This window comes from Pseudomonadota bacterium (assembly GCA_026388255.1).
Taxonomy (GTDB): domain Bacteria; phylum Desulfobacterota; class Syntrophorhabdia; order Syntrophorhabdales; family Syntrophorhabdaceae; genus JAPLKB01.
Map to the genome: position 1 here is coordinate 1 of JAPLKC010000050.1, position 21,204 is coordinate 21,204.

A 21,204-nucleotide genomic window follows, 5' to 3' on the forward strand; every position below is an offset into this window, starting at 1 on the left:
TTATGGGTCCACCCACCTCTTTTGCAGCCTTCACCAGTGATCTTTCTTGCATTGCCTTCGCCTGGGAGCCTTTCAATGACCCGTATTTTCTCGAAACACGTATATAGTTTTCCGTAAGAACAAGGGCAATATCCGCAATTATCCCGAAATCGATAGCGCCTATTGACAGGAGATTCGCGGAATCACCGGTTATTGCCATGACGGCAAGGGTAATGGCGAGTGAAATCGGTATAATAAGGGAAGTCATAATTGCCGCACGGACATTCCCTAAAAAAACAAAGATTGTTATTGCTACCAGAGCCACACCCAGTGAAGCCGACTCGACAACCCTTTTGATTACAGTACTGACAAGCTCCCATCGTTCATAATATGGTACAACCTGGATGCCTTTCGGGAGTATTTTTGTATTAAGCTCTTTTACTTTTTCGTTGACCGCTTTTATGGATGGTATACTCTTTTCACCTCTCCTGAGGATTACATTTCCCATTACCACATCGTCATTACCATTCAGTATAACAATACCCGTCCTCGGGATATTTCCAAGGCTTACCTGGGCAATGTTCTTTATGAGGATAGGCTTCCCGCTCTTATATGCCACCACGTTGTTTTCAATATCCTCGATGCTCTTTATGAGTCCAAGACCCCGTACCATATAGTACTGATCGCCCAATTCAATAGTCCTTCCACCCACATTGATGTTTGACTTCGAGAGGGAATCGATTATCTGGGACAGGGTAATTCCATATTTTATTAGGTCTTCGGGGACAACCCTCACCACATAAGCCTTAATGTAACCCCCGTAACTTGCGACATCTTCAACGCCTTGTGCCGTTTTGATGGAGCGCCCTACAGTCCAGTCCTGTAACGTCCTTAATTCCATGAGATTATTGGAACCCTGGATTGTATACTGCATTACTTCACCCATAGGGCTGGCAATAAGGTTTGGTTTTACATCGTCGGGCAAGGACATATCGGCAAGCCTGTTTAGAACCTCCTGCCTCGCCTCCCTGTAGGGTATATCGTAGGAAAATTTACATTTAATGTCAGAAAGGCCGTAAAGTGATACCGAGTTGACCCTTTCCAGCCCTCTCATGCCGGCAAGGGCTATCTCAATAGGTATGGTAACCCTTCTTTCCACCTCTTCGGTGGATTTACCTTCATAAATGCTGACTATTTCCACCATCGGAGGCGATGGGTCCGGAAAGGCCTCGATATTCAAGCCTTTTACAACAAAAAGAGAGATGATGAAGACGGTAGCTGCAAGTACAAGAAATAACCCACCGTGGGTTGTTATGAATATTGTTAATCGTCTCATGGTTTTTCAAGCTCTATTGCAGAAATAACGATAGTGTCCCCTTCATTGAGGCCTTCAATGGCCACGGTCTTATCAGGCATTTCCCTGACGGGACGGATATCTTTCAGATCATAGGAATTGTTTTTATTCGGGATATAAACGTAAAACTTACCTTCCTTGTATATCATCGCAGACTGAGAAATAACAGGCAGCGATATCTTCTTCTGCTGAATCTTAATTTTTAAAAACATGTTCTGTTTAAAGATGTCTTTCCTGTCATTAATCTTGATAAAGGTTTTGACAGTTTTTGATTCGGTATCAGAGATGTCGCTTATGTAGGTTACAACTCCGGAGAAAGACAGATCATGGAACGTATCCGTAGAGAATTGAACAGTATTTCCCTTTTTGATCTTCGGGATGTCGGTATCATAAATATTGGCCACAATAACAATGTTCTGCGGGTCTGCAATGGTCATTAATGGCGTTGATGTGTCAACCCTATCACCCACATGAATAGGGATGTCGGCTACATACCCATCTATTGGCGCCCTTACAGTCACTGCGTCAGAACAGGTTTGTTTTACTTCAGCAATATTGTCTTCAATATGGCACCCAAAAAGCTGAAGCTTTCTTTTTATACCATCTGAAACAGCCTTGATCTGTTTGAAGGATGATTCGCTGTTCAAAAGGTCATTTTTTGTAATAGCCCCAATTTCAAAAAGTTGTTTATTCAGGCTGTATATCCGCTCTGCCTGATTTAATTGTATTACCGTTGAGAGGTAGCTTGAATATGTATCCGTAGCTTCCGGGCTTTTTATAAGGAGCAAGGGATCACCCTTTTTCACCCTGTCGCCTACCTTAATGAAGATTTGCCCTACCGTTCCTGTAAGGGGGGAAGCTAACCGTGAACTGCCGGTGAGATCGGGCTGTACACTTCCCGTTGCTTCAATGAAGGTCTGAACTTCCATACATGCGACTTTGAGCGTTTTAACATCCTGTCTCTTTTCTTTTGTGTTAGCCTGGGGAGACTTGTTGCAGCTTAACCCCATGAAGATGAGCATGAGTACAATGAATGATGGAATAATCCGCCTCATCATTTTATTTCTCCTGTATATACTTTTATGAGATCCCTGTTGAGCACTGACTGGATAAGAGCCTGGTGATATTTTGTGATGAAGTCTCTGTATGTTTTATGAGTGTCAAGTAGTTCCAGCACAGTTATTCCGCCTAAAGAAAAGGCCTTTTCGCTGTTCTGCATGAGGGTATCCATTTGTTCTTTATTGTCTCTGTAGGATTCGAAGACTTTCATTGCCGCAGCATAATTGTTAAGTGCCAGGTGTATATCCGATGCGACTCTTCTTTTTGTCTTTGCAAGCTGCACATCGATCTGTTTGAGTTCGGCAGTACGTTTTGCAATCTCCCCCTGATATCTGTTAAAGAAAGGAATAGGGATGCTGATGCCCATCCCCACGCCTGATGTAGCAGGATTGCCTGTGGAATCATACTCGCCGCCTATGGAAAAATCTGGAATCCTGTATGCCTTCCCAAGTGCAAGATTGTGTTCTGCCGACTTTCGCTGCCGCTGAAGCGACAGCAAGTCATGCCTGTTCTCATTTGCAACGGAAACAAGGTCTGCTTCCGTTAAAACAGGGTAACGGTCCTGGGCATAAACTTTTGCGGGTTTATGTCGTATGTCGCTGCCGAGAAGGAGACTGAATGAGTCGATATCATTGGCCCATTGCGTGGACAGGTTGGTCACATTATTTTCGAGGTCGATTCTTGCAACTTTAAGTTTTGTATAATCGATGGGGGAGAGAAACCCTGTGTTGAATCGTTTCTCTGCAACCTGTAGCAACCTGTCATACCGGACAAGTTCGCTGCGGGCAAATTCAATACTTAAATCGTCGAGGTTGAGGTTATAAAAGAGATTATAAAAACCTATGAGGAGGTTTCTTATCACATCTTTATGGGATATTCGTGTTGCTTCAAGGGTTTCTGCGGCAACACCGGTCCTTAAAGTTCTTTTCCCACCTGTCTCTATGAGTTGATCCACCCGTACGGTTAATTGTGTATTGTCCCACCTGTTGGTTTTCCCTCGGGACATGGCAAGATTGTTGTAGTTAACAGAGAGGTTCGGGTTCGGCAATAGTTTGGCTGTTATATAATCGGCATAAGCCTTGTCAATATCGTATTTACTCGCAATAATGTCAAAATTATTTTGATAAAATTGTGTGAGAGCTTCATCGAGCTTGATTTCTTCATAACACCATGCCGCAGACGTTACAGCCGATGCGATAAAAAACAACATTATGTATATATGCAGTATCGGTTTTTTTATCAATATCATTAACTACCTCAAATAAAGTTTTCCCTTCAATTCCTGCTTAAACCTGAAACAACCGTATATGATTATATTTTGCTAATGTGCTGTCAGATTTTAGAGGGATACAGGTTTGTTACACAATATGTGCTGCCGGCGGCCCCCTATAGAGGTGAGATGATAAGTGGAGCTGGCTTATGATGCGTTCCATGCTGGTAGACAGCAAGAACCCTGGAGAAGTATCGAGAAGATATGGCATCGGATCGTAGTAAGCCGTTGGGGCCAACTCAACCCCGGAATCTACACAGACAGGAAATTTTATTTTTGAATTCCTGTTTATCTGCTCAGACTCGATAGTTAAAATAGAGGTCAAAAAAAGGATAATAAAAACAACGCTGATGGCCTTAAAAAAGGTTTTTGTATATATCATATAAAATCCTGTTTACCGAATATATTTGTGAAATATAGCACAGAAGAGGGGGGATGTAAATTGAAATGTTAAAACACACACATCCATGTTTACCACAGCTTATCGCTTACAAACCTAATACCCATTCCCACAAAGGAGTTAATCTGTTCTCTCCCGAAGAGTCCTGACCCGCCAGTAAGATCGATTTGGATGCTGTCGCTTACTATATGCCTAAAACCGACTTGGTACGCACCCCCACTCTTCCCTGCGTAGGGATCGTTGCAGAAGATTTCCATGACGGCATGTAAGCCGCCGATCATGCGGATTTGCGTGCCCAATCCCCATGTTCCAACGGTAACCTCACTGCTGGTGGATATGCCAAGGTTGGCATGGATAAGCACCCGTTCCCGGTCAAACAAGGATTCTGTCATAGCAGCATAGACAAATCCATTCCATTGTTCCGGCCTGAAATCGCCCCTACCCCATGGCGGAGAAGCGCCGACGGCCATTGCCATGCCGGGATAGCTGTTGGGCTTAGCCTCCCATAAAAGGTATTTAAACTGTATTAAAGGCCCGGTTACAGAGAAACTCCGGTTTGATTCCATGTCAATAGGAAAACCGCCTGCAAAACCCACTGTTACTTCCGAGTTCTTCGTCGGTCCCAGGGCAACCAGGCTCAGATTTGAAAAAGAGTCCCGGGAATACCGGACTGAGGTCTCCATCTGTCCCATATGTTCTCCTACAACACGCGCGTCATCAGTTACAAAGGGGCGGACAGCATATACCGGCCGGACGAAAGCAATGGATAGAAAAATAAATAATAAATAAAATAAAGTCTTTGCGAAAATCATGATTTTTTCACCTCAAGCATTTCTTTGAAACGGATATTCCAAACTGGTAATTTCCATAACTTATTGATTATAATAGAGATACTTGCTAATAATTGCCTATTCTTAATAACTGCATTTAACTACTTGATTTAAAAATAATTTTATTTTCAATGATAATATCAAAATATGGCGGAATTCAATGAAAAAGTAAATACTTGTCTAATCAAAAAACCACATTTTGCATATAATCTATCGTATTATTAATTCGAGTAAAAACCGTTATGGGATATTCGTTAGCAAGGCAATGGGTAACCCAGATCCATCTATAGCGTTTTAAAACCTTATAGAAACACCGCTGATAAAAGTAAGGTCATATCCCGGATCGCTTAGGCCGCGCTTTACGCCAAGATCAAGATCAATTCTATCTGAAAGCGAGTAAACAAAACCACCCAGAAGAAAAACAGGATCGATGCACGAATCAGTGTCAGGGCTTGTGTCAACTCCAATATTTACCGCAATTTTAAATTTTTTAGTTATCTTCCATTCCCCTGCAAGGGATGCGTGCAACAAATTCTTTCTCGCATCATACCTGGCCTCATTTCTCATATATCCGAGATTCAAATGAAATGCAGCATGTTTAAATTCCTTCGTGCCGACGAAGTAGAATCTGTACCTGACCTCCCCGGTTCCAAGCCTCACATCCCCACCGCCAAAGCCTTTTGTATAATCACCGGTGGGTAGAATAATGCCCGGTTTGATTGCAAGGCTCAATCCATTTTTATTTTCATAAAAGCGCCACTTCAATTCCATCAGGGTGTCAGTGATTCCCTCAGGCGAACTTGTTATTCCCTCATTATTGATCTGGAAGTTTTGATACCCGGAAGAGATGATGAAGTCGATGTTGTCTTTTATCCCATAATCTAATTCCAACCCTATTGTTTTTTTGTTTACCCTTACGCCCTCATCATTGTCAGTGGAATATTCTCCGCCCAATTCAAGCAAATATTTTCCTTTCCCCTGAGTGCCGGTATCATCGGTAATCAAAGGACGGCCGGCGAACGCAGTTCCGAAGAGCACGAGAACGATCAAAAATACGATGAATGTTTTAACCGGCATCTTATCTTAATTAAGCCTTTACGGGCGGTTTTTGTCAAATTATTTTTACTCCTAAACCTGCTGCCTGAATTTTCATCCCCCTTTGGATCGACCTGTCTCCCTAAAAAAATTCGTTTCAGAAGTTGAATCACACTTGTCTATCTTCATGCTTCATGCCAGCTTCCCTTGCGCCTGTCCTCGCTTGCGTGGGCTTCACGGATTATTACACTTGTGGTGGTCTTTTCTTACCGTATGGAGCCATGGGCGCCTGTTGTTGTACAAAATCACAGAAAACCTGAAGCTCATATAATAATTTTTCAATATCTTCCCTTACATACGTTCCAAGGCCCTTTTCAAAATCTGTCTTTATGGATACCAGGCTTTTAACTTGTTTTTTAACGGATTTGGGTTTCGTATCAGTTGAGTCAGGTTTAACTTTTTTATATGCTGTGAGTATTCTTTCTAATGTAGCATTTGTTACCGGTGTCTTTATGACAGCATCGAATATCTTCATGCGATCGGGACATTCGAGGTTCGCGGCAAAGAAATATCCTTGGGAAACAGGCAGTTTTCCCTCCCGAATAGCGGCCTGAATTTCAGGAGAAAGTTTTATCAGGAGCAAGTTTTAAAAGTGAAATCGTGCGGAACAAGGTGGGATAAGACTTTCCGGAGATTTCTATAATTGCGTTCACAGTGAACGCAAATTGTTCCGGCAGGTCTTCGAGCCTCCGATTGTACATTACTAATTCACTCATCACTCCGTCCAAATCATACCCTTTATCAGGATGTTTTGCCTGAATATATGTAAGCATCCCCCTTGCCTGATCCATGGGATTCAGGTCTTCTCTCTGGAGGTTCTCTGTTAATTGCAAGGCAAGTATCTCATATTTCTGGGTTACTGCATCTACAACACGCACAGGGATGGATGGAAGTTCGAGCTTCTGTGCTGCCAGATAACGGCGTTCTCCGCAGAGGAGCAGATACTTACCGTCCTTTTGTGTAACAAGGGCAGGTTCAAGTACGCCCCGGTCTCTGATAGATTCCATAAGTGCCTTGAAGGACTCACCCTCCGTATTTATTCCTGAGCGAATCTGTTCTTCCACAATAATGCTTTCCAGAGGCAGGTACATAAATTCCGGACTTTCAACCTTGTTTTGTTCAGTCATATCTTGATCCCCCTTAATAAATTTCGTGAAACGGATAAAGCCGTATAAATCCTTCTTCCTCTGTATACTCTGCGAGAGACAAAGCAGTGGTAGTTCGAGTACAAGATCGCAACAAAAACATTTTATTTATCAATAAGTTATTACGATCTCCCCAAGACAACCCCGTCCCATTTGATACCGTTGCAATAAACGATAAATCCCGGCAATAAGAGATAAATGCATTATTCAGGTTGACTTGCTTTTTTGTGTCTTCCCGTGGTGAGCCACTTGTTCAGTCCGTCAAAGTAGACGTAAAATACCGGTGTTACATAGAGAGTCATAAGCTGTGAAAAGAGAAGACCGCCAACAACAGCAAGTCCCATGGGTTGACGGGCGTCTCCTCCTGCGCCTATGCCGAGCGCAAGGGGCATGGAACCAAAAAGTGCCGCCAGCGTGGTCATCATAATCGGACGGAAACGTATCAAACATGCTTTATGGATAGAGTCCTCGGAGTTTAACCCCTCAGTTCTTTCAGCCTCAAGGGCAAAGTCAACCATCATAATGCCATTCTTCTTAACGATGCCGATAAGAAGTATAATGCCCACCATACCGTACATGTCAAGCTCCCTGCCGAAGATAAGCAGCGTGAGTATAGCGCCGAACCCTGCAAGCGGGAGAGCTGTCAGTATGGTAATGGGGTGTATAAAGCTTTCATAGAGGATGCCGAGGATCATGTAAAGTATAAGGATCGTGATCGCCAGCAAAAAGCCCATGCTCCCGAATGACTTCTGAAATTCTTCCGCCGACCCCTGAAAACTGTATGACACACTCGTGGGGATATTCATATCTGTGGCGAGTTTTTTTGTGGCTTCAACGGCATTGCCTATCGAGTAACCCGGTTTCAGGTTAAAGGAAACAGTGGCGGACGTAAGCTGACCTGTATGGTTGACGCTTGTCGGGCCTGTCGTTTCCTCAAGGCGCGCCACAGTGCTTAACGAGATAGGCTTTCCGGCATTGGATTGGATGTAAAGGTATGAAAGCGCATTCGGGTCCTGCTTAAACTCCGGTTGAACTTCGAGTATCACGTAGTATTCGTTAAGCTCCGCATATATCGTTGATATTTTGCGCGACGCATAAGCGGAAAAAAAGGTATTCTGTACCTGATCAAAAGAAAGCCCCAGTGATGACGCCTTATCCCTGTCCACGTTTATGTATATCTTAGGATTGTTCAGTTTCACGTCGGTATTAACGTCTGTCAAGCCGGGAATGCCCTTCATCCTGGTTTCGAATATACCTGCAAATTTATAAAGTTCACTGATATCCGAGCCCTGAAGTGTAAACTGGTATTGGGCAAGGGAAGAACCTGCGCCTATCTGGATGGGCGGAGGGTTTTGAGGAAAGACAAAAATCCCCGGAATACTATTCAGCTTGGGCCGGATATCATCAATAATCTGATCTATCGACCTCTTTCTTTGATGCAGATTTTTCGTTTTAACGAATATGACGCCCTGGCTGTATGTATTTAGCCCTGCAACGGAAACAAAGGTCTCGATATCAGGCTCTTTTTGCACTATCTCATTTGCTGCTGCCTGATGTTTAACCATGTCGTCAAAGGAGATCCTGTCTGCCGCCTGAACCCAGGCAGAAAAGAAATTCTGATCCTGACTCGGCAGAAAGCCCTTAGGTATTTTCATAAACATGAAGGCTGTGCCGATCATAACGAATATGGTAAAAACGAGCGTCATCAGCCGGTGTCTGAGAACAAACTTCAAGGTCGATCCATAATATTCAGTCCCCATTTCAATAATGTGCTCGATGCTCTGGTAAAACCCTCCCTCATTCTTTTTTCCGGAAAAGCCTTTCAAAAGCCTGCTGCAAAGCATGGGGGTCAAAGTGATGGATATAAAGCCTGAAAGCAGGATTGCCACGGCAATGCTCACTGCAAATTCACGGAAAAGCTTCCCGATGAGGCCGGGCATTAAAAGGATAGGTATAAAAACTACCACGAGAGACAAGGTCATCGAGATGATCGTAAAACCGATCTCTTTTGAGCCGTTCAGCGATGCTGTCATGGCATCCTCGCCCATCTCCATGCGGCGGACGACATTTTCAAGCATGACTATGGCGTCGTCCACAACGAGCCCCACAGCAAGGACGAGGGCCATAAGGGATAGGTTGTTAAGGCTGTATCCGAGCAGGTCCATTGCAGAAAAGGTGGCGATAATCGAAAGGGGAATCGCGATATTCGGTATTATGGTAGACCTGAATGACCTCAAAAACAAGAATATGACGATGAGAACAATAAAAATCGTCAGGATCAGGGTAAACTGCACGTCCGCAATGGATTCTTCAATGTATTCCGAGGAATCATAGATCGTATGCCATTCTATTGATTCCGGTATCATGGTTTTCAACTTCGGAATAATATCCTTGATGCCCTGGGATACCTTCACGGCATTTGCGCCGGGCTGTTTTTTTATGGCAAGGACGATGGCGTATTGAAATTTTTCCTTTGTCCCGAACCATGCGGCAAACTGTTTGTCTTTTTCAACGCCGTCAATGGCGTCACCCACATCTTTGACTCTGACAGGTTTGCCGTTGTTGTATGTTACAATCATCTGCCGGTATGGTTCGGCAGCGAGAAGCTGACCGTTGGAATCAATGGTAAAAGCCTGGAACTGACCATCCAGTGTCCCGCCCGGCAGGTTCACATTGCCTTTTTTTACCGCATTCTCAACATCGTTTATCCCGATGCCTTTGTTGGCAAGGAGCTTTGGATTAACCTGAACGCGAACCGCATACTTTCGCCCGTATACGATGACCCGTGATACACCGTTTACTGTAGAGAAGTTTTGTGCAAGAAAATTTTCCCCGTAATCGTTCAGCTTGTTCAAGGGCATGGTGTTGGAAGTAAGGGCAAGGTAAATGATCGGCTGGTCAGAGGGATTCACCTTGTCGAAGGTGGGAGGACCCGGCATATTCTGCATGGGGAGCTCCCCTGTGGCAGCGTTGATCTTTGCGTTTACATCCTGGGCGCAGTTGTCGATGTTGCGGTCCAGTGTAAACTGAAGTGTGACGGTGGTGCTCCCCTTAAAGCTCTGGGACGACATGGATGTCAATCCCGCTATGCTTGAAAAATATTTTTCCAGAGGTTTTGCAACATTGGATGCCATGGTTTCAGGGCTTGCGCCGGGCATTGAGGCGCTTACCTGTATGGTCGGGAAATCCGTAGCCGGGAGGTCATTGATCGGCAGAGACGTATAACTTAAAATACCGAAAAAAAGTACGCCGAACATGACCAGAATGGTCATAACCGGTCTTTTAATCCATATTTCAGAAAGGTTCACTTACAGATGCCTTTTACTTTTTATTAGGCGTATCAACGGGTTTGGCAGTAGCGCCGGATACTGCCGGTGTCAAAAAATCCCTGATTTCTACAGGAAAGCCTTCACGAAGCTTCAACTGGCCGTCTGTAACGACGGTTTCATCTGCAAGGATGCCTTTAGTTATGACTGTTTCGTTGCCAATAGTCCTTGATACTGTGACAAGCCGATATTCAACCTTTTTGTCCGGTTTCACGACAAATATGTATGATCCGCTCTGGCTTATCTGAACAGCCGCCGCAGGGACTACGATGGAATTCGGTTCCTCGGTTAGTTGAAGGACTATGTTTACGAATTGCCCCGGCCAGAGAAATTTATCCTTATTGGCAAAGGTTGCTTTAAGCATTATCATTCCCGTTGCAGGGTCTACGGTATTATCGATGAATGAAAGAGTGCCTTCCAGTGTTTTATCCTGGAAACCCGGTGTAAAGGCCCGTACTTTCAATTTATTTGATGCCATGTATTTCCGTATATCGGGAAGCTGTTTCTCGGCAACGGAAAATTTTACATATATAGGGATTATCTGATTAATAACAGCAAGTTTAGTGTCATTGTCCTTTATCATTGTCCCTTCATGGACAATATACGCCCCGGTTCTGCCGGTAAGGGGGGCGCGGATATAACAAAAATCTACATTTAAACGGGCATTGTCTGCATCGGCCTTATCTCCGTTGACAATTGCTTCCTGGGTAGCTGCGAGCGTCTGTTTGTTCTCAAAGTCAGATTTGGAAACAGCGCCCTTTTCCATGAGAAAGGCATAGCGTTTTGCCTCTGATTCGTTATATTTTAATTGGGCCGTATCCTGCGCAAGCTTTGCCTCGGCGTTCCTGAGTTTTTCCTTAAAGGGCGCCGGGTCCAGCGTAAAAATCAGATCGCCTTTTTGAACATCCTGTCCTTCTTTGAAATGGATTTTTTGAAGCAGTCCTACCACGCGGGAATATATGGTAACGCTATTATTTGCTTCAACTGACCCGATTGCCTCTATTATTAAAGGCATTGTTTTCTGAACAGCTTTTCCTGCAAGGACAGGCACGCTGTGTTTTACCGGAGGCGGCGGTTTCTTTTTCGATAACGCAAAATAACCGGCGATAACCAGAACAATGACAATTACAATTATTGTGACTTTTTTGCTTTTCATTATTTATTCCCCATGGCTTTTTCGATATTTGCCTGAGCAATCTTGTAATCATAGAGTGCGCTTATGTTGGATAACTTTGCCTGACTGTATGAAACGGAAGCATCCGTGACTTCAAGGGGGTCTGCAATTCCGGCGCCGTATCTGAGGTTCGCAAGCTCAAGATTTTCCGTTGCCTGCCTTACTTGTACTTCAGTATTTGCAATTGAATCTTTGGCCTTTAACAGGTTTAAATATGCCTGTTTTACATCAAGCAGGATCTGTAGCTTCAGCGAGTCTATCTTGGCATCGATTGTTTTCTTGTTTGCAATTGCTTCAGCGACTTTGTTTGTAGTTAAGAATCCATCAAAAATATTCATTGACATTGTAATGCCTGCCTGAAAGCCCTGACCAAGAGGGTACTGACTGCCTATAGCATTATATGCAGCAACACCCGATAATTGTGGATAATATTCCCTTTTTGCAAGCTCAACAGCTTTTTCTGCTGAATCTTTTTGAGCAATCAACGATTTCATATCGGGTCTATTTTTATAGGCTTTACTGATGATATCCTCAACGTCCAATTCATATTTCTCAAAAAAAAGACTATCCTCAATTTGATATTCATATGCCAAATCTATACCCATTGCATTGTTCAGCATAATCCATGCGATTTTCAAATCGTTTTCCGCACCGATCAGGTTTAACTTCGCGTTACTCAAATCTACCTCTGCCTTTGTCACATCATATTTCGGTTTTTTCCCCGCTTCAAAAAACATAACTGCCTGATCAAAATGTTGCTTTAATCGTGCTACCGTTTCTATATTCACATCCCTTGATTTTTTTGTCTTTAAGACCCCGTAATAAGAACTTTTAACATTATTAGAAACCGTAATGGCAGTCGTATCAAGATCAAAACGCGATGACTCCAGGTTCAATTTTTTTATAAACACATTTGCAGGTGTCCGCCCAAAATCGTAAATTGTCTGGTTTAATGTGGCGCTGCCGAGATTCTTGTTGTATTGACTTAAATAAAGCCCTGAGAATAAGGGGTCTTTGGTATCGCTAACGGGATAATTTCTGGTGAAATTGGCAGATGTGTCCACCTTTGGAAAATAACTTGCTCTTGCCTGGCCAAGCTGGGCTTCTTTCTGCATGACCACATACCTGTCACGCATAAGAGTAGGTTGTATCTTCAGCGCTATCTCTATACACCTTTTCATGCTCAACTGTTCACCGTTTTTAATCAGCGGCTCATCTGCGTATACGGAAAACGGTATGATAAAAACGAGAATTATCCAGAATATATTGATTTTATTCATAACAGGATTTTCACATAATATTTTAAAGGATTCTTTTTGTCAAGCCTTTTAAAGATGTTTATGCAAGAATGGGCAGGCTAAGATGTTATTAGAAGGACGTTTCCGGGAGGTGTATAGTGTAGCGCCTCTTTCCAGAGCTGAGGACGTCTTTTTCGACAAGATTTTTTATCATCCTTGAAACAGTCTCGCGCGAACATCCGCATGAGCTTGCTATTTCAATTTGTGAAGGACCGTTTTCTATGATCAGATAATTTTTTACTTTAACGCCCGTTCTCTCGCCAATATCTATTAGGTATTTCAGGATTCTTCCTTCAACGCTTAAAAAGGCAAATCCCCTGATCCTTTCATCTGCAGCCCTCAGTCTTTTTGACAGGGTTTTCAGTATGCTCAGGGTGATTACGGGATTATCTACGAGGAGCTTTAAGAATTCAACCCTCTTTATAACTAAAAATGTCGAGTCCTCAGTCGTTATGATATCTGCAGACCTCGGCAGTTCATCAATAAGAGAAAGTTCTCCAAAAAAGCCGTCTTTTCCTATTATATCAAGGATATATTCCCTGCCGTCCTCGTCGTAGATCGACACCTTTACCTTGCCGTTAACGATAATGTACAGGGCATCCCCTTGTTCCCCCTCTTGAAAGACCACATAACCTTTTGGATAGCGTTTGAGCGCCGTTATCCTGGAGATTGCCTCTATCTCGTTGTATTTCAATGCGGAGAACAGGTGGACAGTCTTTATGTTGTCGATATATTGCTTCATGTCCGGCTGTCCAGTACCGTTTGTATGTCTTTTATTGCATTCGCGAGCGCCTCGGCAGGAACGCCGCCCTGTGCAATCTGAGGCCCGCCGCCGCCCTTTCCATTATATTTTTCTGCGAGCTTTTTGACAATCTTTCCTGCACTGTATGTGTTCTGAATATCCTTGCTCACTGCAACAACGAGCATCCCTTTTGCTTCATCTATTGTTCCGACGAGTGCGATGCAGCTTTTTGCCTTGCTCCTGATTATATCGGTCATTTTTCTCAGATCATCCGCCTTTGCGTTGTCAGTAAAGATGGATATAATCCTGACCCCGTCCTTCTCGTAGGCATGTTGCAGGGCATCATCAACCCTGTATATGATAATCTCATTTTTCAGTTTTTCAATTTCTTTTTCTTTTTCCCGCAGTTCTTCCATAATCCCTTGAACCTTCTCCAGGACTTTTGCAGACTCAATATTGGATACCAGGGCAATTGCATTGATAGTCTGCTTCTTCTCCCTGTTGAATACAACAGCCGCTTCCCCGGTAACCGCTTCTATTCTCCTTACGCCGGATGCAAGGGAGCCCTCGCTTACGATGGAAAAACTGCCTATCTCTCCGGTGTTTCTCGCATGGGTGCCTCCGCAAAGTTCTTTACTGAAATCGGCTATACCGACAACCCGCACGTTTTGACCGTATTTTTCCTCAAATAAGGCGGTTGCGCCTTCCCGTATCGCATCCTCCCGTGTTTTTATATCGGTAACGACATCTGTACACCCCATGATTTTTCTGTTCACGATGTCTTCAACCTGTGCTATTTCTTCATGGCTTATGGCCTGAAAATGGGTAAAATCGAACCTCAGTCTGTCCTTTTCCACAAGGGAACCTGACTGTTTCACGTGTGTCCCGAGCACCTGCCGCAATGCATACTGGAGGAGGTGTGTCGCAGTATGGTTTCTTGCCACAGACTTACGCCTGTTTTTATCAACCGATAAGCGAGCCCCGTCGCCTTTCTTCAGTACCCCTTTTTCAACAATAACCCTGTGCGAGAAAAGGTCTTCCTTTATCTTTTCAACGTTAATAACCCTTGCTTTTCCGGCAGGCGTTTCAATGATCCCCTCATCCTCAACCTGACCGCCGCTTTGTGCATAAAAAGGTGTTATATCGAAAAAGAGCCTTCCTTCTTCGCCTTCGCCAAGTTCTTCAACCATGCCCTGGTCTTTGACAATGTTTAAGATCATGCTGTCTGCCTCAAGGTCTTCATATCCGACAAAGATGTTTTTCGTATCTGCCTTCAATATTGCAGCATGCCCTTCATCCAGGGTTTCGCCTTTGATCCTTGAGCCTGTCCTTGACCTTTGTTTCTGTTCGCCGAGTGCCTGTTCAAAGCCGGGCATGTCAACAGAAAGGCCGTCTTCCTCTGCTATCTCTTTTGTAATATCGAGGGGAAAACCGTGTGTGTCGTAAAGTTTATAGACAAGTTCGCCGGGTATGGTGTGTCCGCCTTTTGATTTTATCTCATCGGCAATTTCCTCGTATACTCTCATGCCTATGCCAAGGGTTTCAATGAACCTCTCCTCTTCGCCTTTCAGAACACGCACTATGTAAGGATGGTTGCTTTTAATTTCTGGATACACATCATCCATCACATCTACAATTACTGAAGAGAGCTTGTACAGGTATTCTTTTTCTATGCCTATTTTTTTACCGTACCTTAATGCCCGCCGTATAATCCTTCTCAAAACATAGCCTCTGCCGTCTTTTGAAGGCAGAACACCGTCATTTATAATAAAGGTTGCGCCCCTGATATGGTCCGCTATGACCCTCATAGCAATATCCGTCTTTGCATCGTTGCCGTATGTACATCCTGCAATATCCCCGATCGCTGCAAGGATCGGGCTGAACAGGTCTGTCTCATAATTTCCTATCTTCCCCTGGAGTATCGAGCAAATCCTCTCAAGCCCCATACCTGTATCTATGGAAGGGCGGGGCAATTTCTTCAACGAGCCGTCTTTTGCCCTATCGAATTCCATGAATACAAGGTTCCAGATCTCAAGATACCTGTCGCAATCGCAGCCTACCTTGCATGAGGGTTGCCCGCATCCTATTCCTTCGCCAAGGTCATAGATGATCTCCGAGCAGGGACCACATGGGCCTTCATCCCCCATGGACCAGAAATTGTCTTTCTCGCCGAGCCTGACAATTCTGTCTTCCCGGACACCTATATCTTTCCAGAGCTTTTCAGCATCTTCATCTTTTTCATATACCGTAATCCACATTCTGTTTTCGTCAAGCCTTACTACGTCTTTTAAAAATTCCCAGGCATAGGCTATAGCCTCTTTTTTAAAATAATCCCCGAAGGAGAAATTGCCGAGCATCTCAAAAAACGTATGATGCCGCAATGTTTTCCCAACATTCTCAAGATCGTTATGCTTACCGCCGGCGCGTACGCACTTCTGGCATGTGGTTGCAGTGCTGTACGGTCTTTTCTCAATCCCGAGAAATGTATTCTTGAACTGCACCATCCCGGCATTAACGAACAGGAGCGTGGGGTCCTTGTCCGGCACCAGAGATGAACTTGGCACAACAGTGTGGCCATTTGATGAAAAATAATCTAAAAACTTCTTCCGTATTTCCTTTGATGTCACGCGTCACCCTTCTTTAATTCGTAATAGGCAAGTATTTTTCCATGAATCTCGTTTGCTGCCTCTCCGTGTTTTTTAAGGTAATCCTTGGCATTTTCTCTGCCTTGTCCGATCCGTATATCACCATATGAGTACCAGGTGCCGCTTTTTTCAACAATACCTGCATCAACACCCAGGTCAACCAGGTCTCCTTCTCTTGATATGCCCTGTCCGAATATTATATCGAACTCAGCTTCTTTAAACGGTGGAGCAACCTTATTCTTTACGACCTTTACCCTTGTCCTGCTTCCGACAACCTCCTGACCATCTTTGATGGAAGCTATTCTTCTGATATCAAGCCGTACAGAAGCATAAAATTTCAATGCATTCCCCCCTGTGGTGGTCTCGGGGTTTCCGAACATTATCCCTATTTTCTGCCTGATCTGGTTTATAAATATGACGGTAGTCATTGATTTGCTTATCGTTGCGGTGAGTTTCCGTAATGCCTGGGACATAAGTCGTGCCTGTAAACCCATATGGGCGTCGCCCATATCCCCCTCGATCTCTGCCCTTGGTACAAGGGCGGCAACAGAGTCGACCACAACAATATCGACACCTCCGCTCCTCACGAGAATCTCAGTAATTTCAAGGGCCTGTTCACCGGTATCCGGCTGGGAAATGAGTAGCTCGTCTGTTTTTACACCGATCTTTTTTGCATAGGCAACATCAAGCGCATGCTCGGCGTCTATAAATGCAGCTGTTCCGCCAATTTTCTGGATTTCCCCCACAACCTGCAATGCGAGCGTTGTTTTACCTGATGCCTCCGGGCCGAATATCTCGATGACCCTGCCCCTGGGCAGGCCTCCAACTCCGAGTGCTACATCCAACGCAATAGAACCTGTGCCTATAACAGGCACGGCCTCTATGGGTTTCTCTCCCAGCTTCATAATGGAGCCTTTCCCGAAAAGCTTCTCGATATGGGATACAGCCATATCTATTGCTTTTGTCCTGTTTTCCTCTTCTCTCACCTTTTATACCTCCCTTTGTTTCTGTTAGGCGCCCATTCCGCCTTCTGCGGGATCGGGGCGACCGTTTTCCTTTAATCTGCGGGGTTGCCTGTATGTCCTTATCGCTTTACACATTGGAACGTATTAAAAAATGTCCCATATCCTTAATTTATCTTGCTGGTTATCCTCCACTGCCTTTTAGGTTTAACTCCCATACCGGTGTATACAGCGCGCCTTCCGGTCTCAGGGTGCTCTTAAAAAGCACTATGGAGCCTGCAACAAAACTTATCCTCTCTATCTCTTTAATCGCCTTATCAGGTAAGGGCACAGGCATTTTCCTTCTCCCGATTGTGATATGCGGCGCGAAGGGCCTTTTTTCCTTTTCAATACCCAGAGTCAAAATGCTTTCCTCTATATCATTGTATATGTTTTTTATGTTGTCAACCCCATTTTCTAATGTGATTACAATAACCCTTGCCCTCCTTCTGTCCGGGAAGGCATCGATGCTTTTTATTGTCACTGCAAAAGGGGCATATTTTCTTTCTATGAACAATATTGATTCTTTTACCTGCCATGCCATTTTGTCTTCAATCTCGCCAAAGAATTTAAGCGTTATATGCTGGCCCGCCTCATTTACCCACTTTACCCCGTCAATGTGGGTTGCTGTAAATTTTATTACGGTTTTAAGGTACTTTTTAACATCATCAGAAATCTCCATTGCTAAAAATGCCCTCATATAAGCCTGCCTTCAAGGTAGTCAAGGACAAGTATTAGTGCAGCATCGGAAGTCTGTTTTTTTATCTCCTCCCTGTCTCCGTCGAATAAAAAACGACGAACAAAGGTTCCGACTGTACAGGAGATACAAATATAAACCGTTCCAACAGGTTTTTCAAGCGTGCCGCCTGCTGGGCCTGCAATGCCTGTCACGGAAAGCCCTATATCCACTCCTGCCGCCCGCCTTACGCCTTCTGCCATCAACCCGGCAACGTCATGGCTCACAGCGCCTTTTTTTGTAATAACTTCTTCCGGAACAGCGAGAAAAACCGTTTTCGCCTGGTTGCTGTATGTTATAAAACCTGCCTCAAAGTATTCCGATGCCCCGCTTATATTGGTAATCCTGTTTGCTATAAGCCCGCCCGTGCACGATTCGGCTGTGGCAATCTTCAAGCTGCTTTCTCTTAATATCGATCCTATTTTTTCTTCCAGCTTCATTTGAAGTTCACTGCTGTTTAAATTTATCCCCTTATGATTTTAAATACCATGTATCCTAAATACATAAGCAGGTTTGCAAAAATACCGGCAAGCACATCGTCGGCAACAACGCCATAACCCCCTTTAAGGCGTTCAACACGCCGTATAGGGTACGGCTTTATTATATCAAAAAACCTGAAGAGAATGAAGCCGCTAATGATGTTCAAGAGATTCGTCTCATGCCCTGCCATTGTAACAAGCATACCCACAAGCTCGTCTATTACTATATAGGAAGGATCTTCGCTGTCATATTTCAGGAGGTTAATACAGACAATTGAGCACACGGTCAAGCAGCAAATAAAAACCACATTCCCGGAAAAAGAACTGAAGGTAAAGAAATAGACAATAATACATCCGAGGATTGATGCATACGTCCCGGACGCGCCGGGCAGATAACCGATAAACCCGCAGGTAACGATGAAAAGCAGGAAATTGTTTGTCAATTTAGACAATGCCGAACTTTTATCAGTAGTTTCCAATTTAGTGCCCTTTCCCGTGCATAGCCTGACAGATATATATTGTATTATAACACTCGATCTGTGCCAAAAGCGATTTTTGCAACAACACCCTCATATATGCCATCTTCCTGTGATTGAGGTTATTGTAACAAACACAATGTCCAAAGTAAACCTGTTAAGCGTCATGGATTCAGTTTTTAGTTGAACTATCCTCGCTATTGAGCTAATTTAGATACAGATGTCCGAAAAACAGGTTCAAAAGTCGGGATATTCTTTCTGGTTTGTGCTGGTTGCAGCTATATTTACTGCCTGCCTCATCACATCGAATATTACTGCTATAAAACTGATACACATATTTGGTTTTGTTATGCCTGCTGCGATAATTGTTTTCCCGATAAGCTATATTTTCGGCGATGTACTCACCGAGGTATATGGTTACCAAACAGCACGACGTGTAATCTGGCTGGGTTTTTTATGCAACCTCTTTTCGGTAACTGCTATCTGGCTTGGACAGATTATGCCTGCGGCTTCATTCTGGGATGGACAGGCTGCATATGAACGTATTTTGGGCTATACGCCCCGATTGTTGGTCGCATCTTTTATTGCTTATCTGGTTGGTGAATTTGCGAACTCTTATGTGCTTGCAAAAATGAAATGTGCAACAAAGGGCAGGTGGCTGTGGACCCGGACCATCGGCTCGACACTTGTAGGGCAGGGGCTTGATTCACTGGTGTTTATAGTGCTCGCATTTGCAGGCGTTATTCCTGCATCAGGGCTTGTAAACGCAGTTATAACCCAGTGGCTTGTAAAATCAGCATATGAAGCCGTATTAACACCAGCAACTTACCGGATCGTGCTGTTCCTTAAACGCCGTGAAGGTATTGATTACTATGACTATGACACACGGTTCAACCCGTTCTTAATCATAGATTCCAGCAGGCGAAGCGATCTCCTGTAGTAAAATAACAATAAACTATTAATCTATGTTACATTCCGGAGGACCTTCCCCATTCACGCCAATTCATTCCCGTTTTCTTTTCCCAATCCGATTCAAAAGTTTCTGTAAAGAAACCGTGCAGTTTTTCGAAGAGTCTTTTCCAGCCAGGCTCGAATTCATATTTCAGTACATCTTCAAGAAAGGGCACGATCTCGCCGAGCTTCTCTTTCGGCAGGTATGCCCGTGCCCCCTTTTCATATGATTGTTTCAGGGCTTCAGGGCTCAAGGCGCGGGCTGTGAGCATTACGACTTTTAAATTTTTCTCCACAGCAATATTGAGAAGAACGAAACCGCTGACTCCCATAATATCGAGGATTACAACGTCGTAATTATTGGATTCCAGCTTATTTGCCGCCTCTTCATATGTGGTGGCCTTATCAAAGATGCATTTTGGGCAGGCATCCATAATCTCTTCTTCGAGAACCGTCAAAACATCAGGCTCATCATCAACTGCCCATTTAAAACAGACTCAGCCATAAAGTGCTCCTCCTTTTCAATTTTTTCCTAAAGGGATGGGATTCGTATTATAAAACATGTCCCTCCTCCTTCCTTGCTTGACAGTTAATGGTTCCGCTCATTGTTTCCAGGATGGTTCTTAAACGTGAAAGGCCGAATCCGAGGCCTCCCATGTCGTTATAGCAACCATATTCCCTCGCCCCTTAAGGGAGAGAGGGAATAATCATGCTACCCATTCTACTGGATACCCAGTAGCTGTGGGGAGGTTCAATCCTGTTTTTTATCCCAATCCGCTCCGAATTTTTCTGTAAAGAAACTATGCAATTTATCATAGAGTCTTTTCCAGCCAGGCTCGAATTCATATTTCAGTACATCTTCAAGAAAGGGCACGATCTCGCCGAGCTTATTTTTCGGCAGGTATGCCCGTGCCCCCTTTTCATATGATTGTTTCTAGGCTTCAGCGGTCAAGGCGCGGGCGGTGAGCATTACAACTTTTAAATTTTTCTTCACAGCCATATTGAGAAGAATAAAACCACTGACCCCCATAATATCCAGGATAACAAGATCGTAATCATTGGATTCCAGCTTGTTTGCCGCCTCTTCATATGTGGTGGCCTTATCAAAGGTGCATTGTGGACAGGTATCCATAATCTCTTCTTCGAGAACCGTCAAAACATCAGGCTCATCATCAACTGCGAGTATTTTTTTACCATTTAAAACAGACTCAGCCATAAAGTGCTCCTCCTTTTCAATTTTTTCC

The 21,204-nt window shown here is 44.0% G+C and carries 20 protein-coding genes; 1 reads left to right on the top strand and 19 read right to left on the bottom strand.

Going from position 1 to position 21,204, the window contains the following annotated elements; all coding sequences use genetic code 11:
* From NT178_06785 to NT178_06865, 17 genes are all read right to left on the bottom strand, one after another.
* Positions 1–1,315, bottom strand: a 1,315-nt coding sequence (locus tag NT178_06785) for an efflux RND transporter permease subunit (GenBank protein ID MCX5812233.1), incomplete at its 3' end; no start/stop codon positions are given.
* Positions 1,312–2,391, bottom strand: coding sequence for an efflux RND transporter periplasmic adaptor subunit (locus NT178_06790; GenBank protein ID MCX5812234.1), 1,080 nt, complete (start codon positions 2,389–2,391; stop codon positions 1,312–1,314). The genes NT178_06790 and NT178_06785, both read right to left, overlap by 4 nt.
* The gene (locus tag NT178_06795; GenBank protein ID MCX5812235.1) at positions 2,388–3,641 is read right to left on the bottom strand and encodes a TolC family protein; all 1,254 of its coding nucleotides are present in this window, start codon (positions 3,639–3,641) and stop codon (positions 2,388–2,390) included. The genes NT178_06790 and NT178_06795 overlap by 4 nt, the downstream gene beginning before the upstream one ends.
* 109 nt (positions 3,642–3,750) lie before the next feature.
* Positions 3,751–4,044, bottom strand: a complete 294-nt coding sequence (locus tag NT178_06800) for a hypothetical protein (protein MCX5812236.1) — start codon at positions 4,042–4,044, stop codon at positions 3,751–3,753.
* Positions 4,045–4,133: 89 nt separating this feature from the next.
* Positions 4,134–4,754 (bottom strand): hypothetical protein, encoded by a 621-nt coding sequence (locus NT178_06805; GenBank protein MCX5812237.1) that lies wholly within the window; start codon positions 4,752–4,754, stop codon positions 4,134–4,136.
* A gap of 432 nt (positions 4,755–5,186) precedes the next feature.
* Complete coding sequence (locus tag NT178_06810) at positions 5,187–5,969, bottom strand: transporter (GenBank protein ID MCX5812238.1); 783 nt, start codon at positions 5,967–5,969, stop codon at positions 5,187–5,189.
* 202 nt (positions 5,970–6,171) lie between these two features.
* Positions 6,172–6,462, bottom strand: a complete 291-nt coding sequence (locus NT178_06815) for a hypothetical protein (protein MCX5812239.1) — start codon at positions 6,460–6,462, stop codon at positions 6,172–6,174.
* 82 nt (positions 6,463–6,544) lie between these two features.
* On the bottom strand, positions 6,545–7,114 hold the full coding sequence (locus NT178_06820; GenBank protein MCX5812240.1) for a ParB/RepB/Spo0J family partition protein: 570 nt from the start codon (positions 7,112–7,114) through the stop codon (positions 6,545–6,547).
* Positions 7,115–7,335: 221 nt separating this feature from the next.
* Complete coding sequence (locus tag NT178_06825; GenBank protein ID MCX5812241.1) at positions 7,336–10,440, bottom strand: efflux RND transporter permease subunit; 3,105 nt, start codon at positions 10,438–10,440, stop codon at positions 7,336–7,338.
* Between the two features lie 13 nt (positions 10,441–10,453).
* Positions 10,454–11,614: an efflux RND transporter periplasmic adaptor subunit gene (locus NT178_06830; GenBank protein ID MCX5812242.1), complete on the bottom strand. Its 1,161-nt coding sequence runs from the start codon at positions 11,612–11,614 to the stop codon at positions 10,454–10,456.
* On the bottom strand, positions 11,614–12,912 hold the full coding sequence (locus NT178_06835) for a TolC family protein (protein MCX5812243.1): 1,299 nt from the start codon (positions 12,910–12,912) through the stop codon (positions 11,614–11,616). The genes NT178_06830 and NT178_06835 overlap by 1 nt, the downstream gene beginning before the upstream one ends.
* An 88-nt stretch (positions 12,913–13,000) precedes the next feature.
* Positions 13,001–13,672 carry a Crp/Fnr family transcriptional regulator gene (locus NT178_06840; GenBank protein ID MCX5812244.1) on the bottom strand — a complete coding sequence of 224 codons (672 nt, stop codon included), beginning with the start codon at positions 13,670–13,672 and terminating at the stop codon, positions 13,001–13,003.
* Positions 13,669–16,299, bottom strand: a complete 2,631-nt coding sequence (alaS, locus tag NT178_06845; protein MCX5812245.1) for an alanine--tRNA ligase — start codon at positions 16,297–16,299, stop codon at positions 13,669–13,671. The genes NT178_06840 and alaS overlap by 4 nt, the downstream gene beginning before the upstream one ends.
* A complete protein-coding gene (gene recA, locus NT178_06850; GenBank protein MCX5812246.1) occupies positions 16,296–17,303 on the bottom strand; it encodes a recombinase RecA in 1,008 nt (335 codons plus the stop codon). The genes alaS and recA overlap by 4 nt, the downstream gene beginning before the upstream one ends.
* A gap of 160 nt (positions 17,304–17,463) precedes the next feature.
* Positions 17,464–18,018: an RNA 2',3'-cyclic phosphodiesterase gene (gene thpR / locus NT178_06855; GenBank protein ID MCX5812247.1), complete on the bottom strand. Its 555-nt coding sequence runs from the start codon at positions 18,016–18,018 to the stop codon at positions 17,464–17,466.
* On the bottom strand, positions 18,015–18,494 hold the full coding sequence (locus NT178_06860) for a CinA family protein (GenBank protein MCX5812248.1): 480 nt from the start codon (positions 18,492–18,494) through the stop codon (positions 18,015–18,017). The genes thpR and NT178_06860 overlap by 4 nt, the downstream gene beginning before the upstream one ends.
* 23 nt (positions 18,495–18,517) lie before the next feature.
* Entirely contained in the window at positions 18,518–19,012 is a 495-nt protein-coding gene (locus tag NT178_06865) for a phosphatidylglycerophosphatase A (protein MCX5812249.1), read from the bottom strand.
* Between the two features lie 217 nt (positions 19,013–19,229).
* Here NT178_06865 and NT178_06870 point away from each other — a divergent pair, with 217 nt between their 5' ends.
* Entirely contained in the window at positions 19,230–19,949 is a 720-nt protein-coding gene (locus tag NT178_06870) for a queuosine precursor transporter (GenBank protein ID MCX5812250.1), read from the top strand.
* A 28-nt stretch (positions 19,950–19,977) separates the two neighbouring features.
* Here the strand turns inward: NT178_06870 and NT178_06875 are convergent, their stop codons facing one another.
* Positions 19,978–20,418, bottom strand: a complete 441-nt coding sequence (locus tag NT178_06875) for a response regulator (protein MCX5812251.1) — start codon at positions 20,416–20,418, stop codon at positions 19,978–19,980.
* 476 nt (positions 20,419–20,894) lie between these two features.
* A partial coding sequence (locus NT178_06880) for a response regulator (GenBank protein ID MCX5812252.1) occupies positions 20,895–21,204 on the bottom strand: 310 nt, incomplete at its 5' end.

What these genes read in the sequence shown, in the direction of transcription:
- NT178_06790 (MCX5812234.1), bottom strand. Translation starts at nt 2,391, where the DNA reads ATGATGAGGCGGATTATTCCATCATTCATTGTACTCATGCTCATCTTC.
- NT178_06805 (MCX5812237.1), bottom strand. Translation starts at nt 4,754, where the DNA reads ATGGGACAGATGGAGACCTCAGTCCGGTATTCCCGGGACTCTTTTTCA.
- NT178_06795 (MCX5812235.1), bottom strand. Translation starts at nt 3,641, where the DNA reads ATGATATTGATAAAAAAACCGATACTGCATATATACATAATGTTGTTT.
- NT178_06815 (MCX5812239.1), bottom strand. Translation starts at nt 6,462, where the DNA reads ATGAAGATATTCGATGCTGTCATAAAGACACCGGTAACAAATGCTACA.
- NT178_06835 (MCX5812243.1), bottom strand. Translation starts at nt 12,912, where the DNA reads ATGAATAAAATCAATATATTCTGGATAATTCTCGTTTTTATCATACCG.
- NT178_06820 (MCX5812240.1), bottom strand. Translation starts at nt 7,114, where the DNA reads ATGACTGAACAAAACAAGGTTGAAAGTCCGGAATTTATGTACCTGCCT.
- NT178_06800 (MCX5812236.1), bottom strand. Translation starts at nt 4,044, where the DNA reads ATGATATATACAAAAACCTTTTTTAAGGCCATCAGCGTTGTTTTTATT.
- NT178_06840 (MCX5812244.1), bottom strand. Translation starts at nt 13,672, where the DNA reads ATGAAGCAATATATCGACAACATAAAGACTGTCCACCTGTTCTCCGCA.
- NT178_06870 (MCX5812250.1), top strand. Translation starts at nt 19,230, where the DNA reads ATGTCCGAAAAACAGGTTCAAAAGTCGGGATATTCTTTCTGGTTTGTG.
- NT178_06810 (MCX5812238.1), bottom strand. Translation starts at nt 5,969, where the DNA reads ATGCCGGTTAAAACATTCATCGTATTTTTGATCGTTCTCGTGCTCTTC.
- NT178_06830 (MCX5812242.1), bottom strand. Translation starts at nt 11,614, where the DNA reads ATGAAAAGCAAAAAAGTCACAATAATTGTAATTGTCATTGTTCTGGTT.
- NT178_06860 (MCX5812248.1), bottom strand. Translation starts at nt 18,494, where the DNA reads ATGAAGCTGGAAGAAAAAATAGGATCGATATTAAGAGAAAGCAGCTTG.
- thpR (MCX5812247.1), bottom strand. Translation starts at nt 18,018, where the DNA reads ATGAGGGCATTTTTAGCAATGGAGATTTCTGATGATGTTAAAAAGTAC.